Source organism: Acinetobacter sp. ABJ-A23_2, from assembly GCF_044538765.1.
Lineage (GTDB): Bacteria > Pseudomonadota > Gammaproteobacteria > Pseudomonadales > Moraxellaceae > Acinetobacter > Acinetobacter nosocomialis_A.
Window position 1 is genome coordinate 1 of record NZ_JBIUCP010000086.1, and the last position, 6,800, is coordinate 6,800.

General features: G+C 38.0%; 5 protein-coding genes. 3 read left to right on the forward strand and 2 right to left on the reverse strand.

Translation table 11 applies throughout. The features are described from left to right. The first annotated feature begins 176 nt into the window (after positions 1–176). Complete coding sequence (gene posA, locus ACH63V_RS17700; RefSeq protein WP_396464272.1) at positions 177–4,175, forward strand: delta-poly-L-ornithine synthetase PosA; 3,999 nt, start codon at positions 177–179, stop codon at positions 4,173–4,175. Between the two features lie 71 nt (positions 4,176–4,246). Here posA and ACH63V_RS17705 read toward each other — a convergent pair whose 3' ends face one another. Both ACH63V_RS17705 and ACH63V_RS17710 read right to left on the reverse strand, forming a co-directional pair. Then, entirely contained in the window at positions 4,247–4,753 is a 507-nt protein-coding gene (locus ACH63V_RS17705) for a GNAT family N-acetyltransferase (protein WP_284083870.1), read from the reverse strand. A gap of 33 nt (positions 4,754–4,786) precedes the next feature. Beyond that, complete coding sequence (locus ACH63V_RS17710) at positions 4,787–5,044, reverse strand: YjhX family toxin (protein ID WP_001054060.1); 258 nt, start codon at positions 5,042–5,044, stop codon at positions 4,787–4,789. A 278-nt stretch (positions 5,045–5,322) separates the two neighbouring features. Here ACH63V_RS17710 and ACH63V_RS17715 point away from each other — a divergent pair, with 278 nt between their 5' ends. Further along, a complete protein-coding gene (locus ACH63V_RS17715) occupies positions 5,323–5,742 on the forward strand; it encodes a hypothetical protein (RefSeq protein ID WP_262750791.1) in 420 nt (139 codons plus the stop codon). 94 nt (positions 5,743–5,836) lie between these two features. Continuing rightward, the gene (locus ACH63V_RS17720; protein ID WP_396464273.1) at positions 5,837–6,625 is read left to right on the forward strand and encodes a hypothetical protein; all 789 of its coding nucleotides are present in this window, start codon (positions 5,837–5,839) and stop codon (positions 6,623–6,625) included. The last annotated feature ends 175 nt before the right edge of the window (positions 6,626–6,800 follow it).

Consider the following 6,800-nt stretch of genomic DNA (forward strand, 5'->3'; position numbering starts at 1 on the left):
ATATGAGCCTAAACAATCGGAATTTATATATTATTAAATAGACTTCAAAACTAAAACTTTAATCTTGATTTAAGTTCAATTATTTAATTTATGACATATCTTGATTTCTTTAATGAGTCAGAAAAACAAACATGACTTCATTTGAGCCAAATCAGAAAATTAAAGAGAGTATAAAAATGAACCAGTTTGTAACAAACACGAATAATATTATTCGTGGAAAGTATCATCCGGAATTTTTGCAGCATGAAGTCTTGGCCGATATTTTTGTCCATACTGCACAAACTCTTCCTGATAAAACGGCTTTAATTGAAGCAGATAAAACGTTGAGTTATGGTGAGTTATATCAGCAAGCCTTAATTATGGCTCAGCATTTGACGATAAGGGGGGTAAAACCTGGTCATATTGTTGGCTTATGGTTGCCTCGTGGTATCGAGCTTTTAAAAGCTCAATTGGCGATTTGTTTAAGTGGCGCAGCATGGCTTCCTTTTGATATGGATACGCCAGCGGACCGTATCGCGGTGTGTCTTGAAGATGCCGACGCTGTAGGGATGATTACTACAGATGAATGGCATGCGCATTTAGATGAAGTACCACAAACAAAGTGGACCAATACCGAACTACAAAAGCCACTCAGTGAAAACATTCCTTTAGCTAAAACGACTCCAGAACAACCTGCGTATATTATTTATACATCAGGTTCAACGGGTAAGCCGAAAGGGATTGTGATTACCCAAAGAAATATTTGTCACTTTTTACGTAGTGAAAATAATGTTTTGGGTATTCAAGAGCAAGACAAAGTCTATCAAGGCTTTTCTGTTGCTTTTGACATGTCGTTTGAAGAAATTTGGCTTTCTTACTTGGTTGGGGCAACCTTGTGGATTGCACCTAAGTCGCTTGTGAGTGATCCTGAACGTTTATGCCAAACCTTAAAGCAAGAACAAATTACAGTATTGCATGCTGTACCAACATTACTTGCTTTATTCCCAGAAGATGTACCTAACTTAAGAATTATTAACTTGGGTGGGGAAATGTGCCCGGATTCACTGGTTGACCGTTGGGCATTGCCTCATCACAAAATGTTTAACACTTATGGTCCAACTGAGACTACGGTTACTGCAAGCCTTGAGGCGTTAGAGCGTGGCAAACTCGTCACGATTGGTAAGCCTTTACCAAACTATGGCATGTTGGTGATTAACGCTGAAAGAGAATTATTGCCGCAAGGTGAAACAGGTGAGCTCTGTATCTTTGGCCCAAGTGTGGCAGAAGGATACTTAGGTCGTCCTGACTTAACCGCTGATAAGTTTATTCAAAACCCGTGGGCAGACGGTCCAGATGAACAATCGCTCTATCGCACCGGCGATTTGGCTAAAATTGATGAGTTTGGTCAAGTACACTGCTTGGGACGTGCGGACGATCAGGTCAAAATTCGTGGTTTCCGTGTTGAACTCGGTGAAATCGAAGCTGCGCTTTGCGATATTGAAGGTATTGGTACTGCAGCAGTTATTCTTCGTCCAGAAGACGGTATTGATCAGCTTATTGCGTTTATTGCACCAGAAATTGATGCGAAAAAAGCAATCGAAATTAAAGAACTTCGTCATAATCTAAGCCAACGTTTACCACCTTATATGGTGCCAAACCGTTTTGAGATTATTGAAGAAGTTCCGCGTTTATTGTCAGGAAAAATTGACCGTAAAGCCTTAAAAGCACGTCCACTTACGAGTGTGATTGACCGTAGTGAATCTGACCAACCGCAAAACCCGGCAGAAGAAATTTTATTTGGTATTTTGAACCGCTTGTTCCCAAATATGCCGATTAAACTCGATTCAGATTTCTTTGACGACTTAGGCGGCCATTCACTTTTAGCGGCTGTTTTAATATCGAACTTGCGTGAACACCCAGAATATAGCCATCTGACTATTCAAAACTTATATCAAGCGAGAAGGGTGGGTGCAATTGCAGCACTCATGCTAGAGCAACCAACGCCGACTGTATTTGATAGCCAGATTGGACAAGATAACCCTCGTAACCAAACTTATAAGTGGTTATGTGGTATTGCACAGTTCGTTACCATTCCAGTTTTAATCTCGATTAACATTTTGCAGTGGTTAGCGCCATTCTTTACCTATCACTATTTTACTGGTGGAACACGCGACAGTATTCCAAATGCAATCGCGATGTCTTTATTGGTTTACATCAGCGTAATTATTGCCAGTTTTGTTGTTTCAATTTCTGTAAAACGACTATTAATGATGGGCGTTGGTGCAGGGCAATATCCATTATGGGGATTAACCTATTTCCGTTGGTGGTTAGCAGACCGTATTAGCAACATTTCACCAGTCTATCTTTTATCAGGCTCGACTTTACTTAACTTATATTTGAAAGCGCTTGGTGCGAAAATCGGCCATGACGTGACGATTAGTTCAGTGCATATTCGTATGCCGTCTTTACTTACGGTTGAAGATGGGGTGAGCATTGGCTCTCAAGTAAACTTAGAAAATGCCAAAGTCGAACATGGTCACTTGGTGTTAGGTTCAATTCACTTAAAAGAAGACAGTTATGTGGGTTCTTATGCTGTATTAGAAGAAAATACAGTGTTAGAAAAACAAGCTCACGTAAATGCTTTAACTTCAATTGAATATGACACAGTGGTACCAGCTGGAGAAATCTGGGATGGTACACCTGCGAAGAAAATTGGACATGTGGATGATCACGATAAATTACCAGAGCGTCCAAAATTATCGTTTATTCGTAAAATTGCAGAATATGCATATTATGGAATTAGTGCGTTAATTATTGCGTGTTTGTTCTTTATTCCAATTTTCCCAAGCTTCCTGTTGGTCGACTGGTTAGATGCAAACGTATTTAATATTAACCCGAATGAACATTTACAAATCGCACTGTACTACTTCATTTTAGCGATTCCAGCTAGTGCAATGATGATGATGATTACTGCTGTGATTTCTTCAGTCATTCGTAAAGTTGCATTGCCTCGTCTTGAAACAGGAACGTATGCGGTTCATGGCGGTACATATTACCGTAAATGGTTTGCATCTCAAATTTTAGAAACAAGCTTACAAACTTTACATGGCTTGTTTGCTACGATTTATGCGCCAACATGGTTCCGTATGCTCGGTGCAAAAGTAGGTAAAAATACTGAAATTTCTACCGCAAACGGTGTTATTCCAGAAATGCTGACTTTGGGTGAAGAAAGCTTTATTGCCGATGCTGTAATGCTAGGTGATGAAGAAATCAAAGGCGGCTGGATGACATTAAAATCGACGACTATTGGTAACCGTAGTTTTGTCGGAAACAGTGCTTATATTGCTGATGGTACTGTGTTGCCAGACAATGTCTTGATTGGTGTGCAATCTAAAACACCTGATAACGTTGAAATGTACGATGGTCAAACTTGGTTTGGTTCGCCACCATTGTTATTACCTGCACGTGAAGCTGCTGAGAAATACCCAGATCATTTAACATTCTTACCAAGTATCAAACGCCGTTTAATGCGTGGTTTTATCGAAGGCCTTCGTGTTGTATTACCTGCTGCTCTTGCGATTGGTGTGGGTTATATGATCGTGCTTGAGATTATTGATGTTATTAACAAATACAACATTCCAACTGGTCTGTTGGCTTTAACGCTTGCTGGTTTGCTCTATGGCGTAGGCTGCTTCGTTATTGTTGCGTTATTGAAGTGGATTTTGATTGGTCGTTACCAACCACGTTCAGCTCCAATGTGGACTATGTTTGTATGGTTAAGTGAAGGGATCACAAGCTTATATGAGTCAGTTGCGATTCCGAACTTCTTAAACTACTTAAGAGGAACGCCAATGTTGCCATTCTTCTTGCGTATTTTAGGTGTTCGTATTGGTAAAGACGTCTATATGGATACAGCCGATATTACAGAGTTTGACTGTGTAAGCATTGGTGACCGTGCTGAGTTTAATAGCTTCTCTGGCCCACAAACTCACTTGTTTGAAGACCGTATTATGAAAATCGGACAAGTGAATATTGGTAATGATGTTGTGGTAAATACACGTAGTATTATTTTGTATAACGCCAACGTGAGCAACCATGCCGTGTTAGGTCCATTAACATTGGTCATGAAAGGTGAAAATATTCCGGCTAAATCTGCTTGGATTGGTTCACCGGCTGTGCCTTGGGTTCATAAATAATTAATTGTTGAATTGAAAAAAGCCTCTGTAGAAACAGAGGCTTTTTTATTATGTGTTGTAAGCGAACTTATTTATTCAGTTGCCATAAATGCTTCATGATAAGTAACTTCTCCTGAAGGAATATGGTTGCTGAAGCTTATAGCTTGAAAATATTCATTCGGTACATTAGGTAAATTTAAATCAGGGTATGATTTAAAACCAAATCGACTGTAATAATTTGGATCACCTAATAGAACGCAACCTTTTCCGCCTAATTCTTTTAACTTTTGCAAAGCTGCATTCATTAAAAGAGAACCAATGCCAATTCCTTGTTTCTTTGGACATACAGAAATAGGGCCTAGGCCATACCAACCAGTTTCACCTGACGTGATTGTAACTGGTGAAATAGCCACATGACCTACAATTAAGCCATCTTCTATAGCAACTAAAGAGATCGTGAGTTGCTTATGTTTCCGAAGGCTGTTCACAATAAATTGTTCGGTATGGCTAGAATGCTCTTCATTTAAGAACGCCGCTTTCGTCAACGCTTCGATATTTTTAATATCTTCGGGTTGTTCATCTCGAATTATAATATTCATATTTTTCTTTCTCTTAATAAATAGCAACTTATATCAACGATTGTCTAGTTGAGGGCGGACGGTTTGGAGTCCTAACAATGTAATTTGATAAGGTTGGCTATTTTTAGACTTGATTAAGCGTTTTGCTTTTAGCTTTTTAAACACATCTAATGAACAATCAGATAGCACAAAACCTTCTCGTGTATAGCATTCAACGAAATAGACTGTGCCTGATGCGTCACGTTGGTATTTAATATGTCCGCCTTTGGCAAGGACATGGAGAGTTCGTTGTTCGAACTTTGAAAGATTCATGTTGGAGCCTTGATAATAATCAAACGTGCAAATAGAGGTGATCAGAAATATGACCACAGAAAAATTGCGACATTGATAATCAACTCAATAATAAAAATTGAGAGTGATTATCAGATGATTACTATCTCCAACATATAAACCTCTTTTAGAAGGGGGATACTTTTATTCAAAGGATATATTAACTGTATATATCACTTAATAACAAATGTTTTTTATATTCATAGACCTTTCATTTATATAAAATCAGGCAACAAAAAATTATGTATGAGTTTTAGTAAATGAAAAAAACAATTTTTAGCCTAATTTTCGCTACCTGTGCAGCTTTTTCAAATAGTATTCAAGCAGAAGAGGTTTATTATCAACAAGAAGATATCGCTTATGCTTTTGAACTAGATTCAATCGAATTTTATTTACCAAGTAAAAGTAAATTTAAAATTACTGCTACCAGAAAACTAGTTGGTGTACCCGAAACAAAGTTTTATACAGGTGATTTTGATAAAGATAATATCGCACAATTTCATATGGCTTTTGACTGTTCACATAAGACGATACAGATTTTAGACTTTATGATTGGTGATAAAAATAATGGTGAACTTAAGTACAAGAGCGATAAAAAGAGTGAAGTAATGAAAGCCACGGGTGAGAATGATTTAGCTATGCTTAATTTAGTATGTGAAAATGCTAAGGCTATAAAATAGTATCTGTGAATCATAAGGCTTGTTTTTAATACACGTATATATAATTTTCTTGGTGCCCCACCTTTGAAAAAATGAAATTAAAGATTTAACAATTATGATACCTGTACAGACATTCTCGGTTTTTGCAATTTTTCTGTTATTTATTGCGCCATTGATTGGTGTTGTACTAACACTAGGCCTATTGGTGAAAGCACTATTGTTTTGGCGAAAGAAGTCTCAAAAGCCTGTGAGGTTTTTCTCTCAAAAAACATTATTCATTACGCTAGTGGCCTTAATATGTGACTTGTGGGCAGGTTATTTATTTTATATGACTGAATCGGTAAAGTATGAGATTGCTCTTAAGCAGCATTACAAGGAAAGTCGTAGCCATTTCGTTTTATCTCAAGATGCACAATATGGCGAACTGTTGATTCCTAAAGGGAGTTTAATTAGTCGTTACGATGCTTTTGACAACGGCGAGCCACAAGTACCCTTTAGCTTACGTGGATTAGAGGCGGTACGTTTCCCTCATCCTGTACAAGTCGCAGGAATGTGGGTAACTGCGATGGAGCCTCCTCGAATGGAGTTGGCGTGGGATCAGCATGTAGGTCCAGTCATGCGCTTTGATCCTAAGGAAGAAAATGGCTATGGTAAATGGGTTTACGATACGAAACGTCCTACCATCGCTTGTTCTCGTGGAGACATTGTGCTGCTTGAAATTCCACTTATTGATTATGATATTCAAAAAGAATTTGGTAAACCTGAGCCTGATGGAGCTAATGCACGTTTTCGTCCGAGTGAGTGGGGTGTTCAAGAATGTGAAAAAGGTCAGGGGCCAATTAAAGTTAGTCCAGCATATACTGGGACTGCACCAAAGAAACCTTGGTTTCAACTATCAGACTGACAATATCCCATGTTAAAAAAATCTTTATTTAGCCTAATCATTTCAGTTGTAGTATTGCTCTCAATTTCATTTGTAGATTTGTATTGCACGCATACATCTTTTAAATTATTTAAAGTTTGGTTATTAGAATTTAACGGAATTAATAATTATTCAATTTTTATTAATAATTTTATAA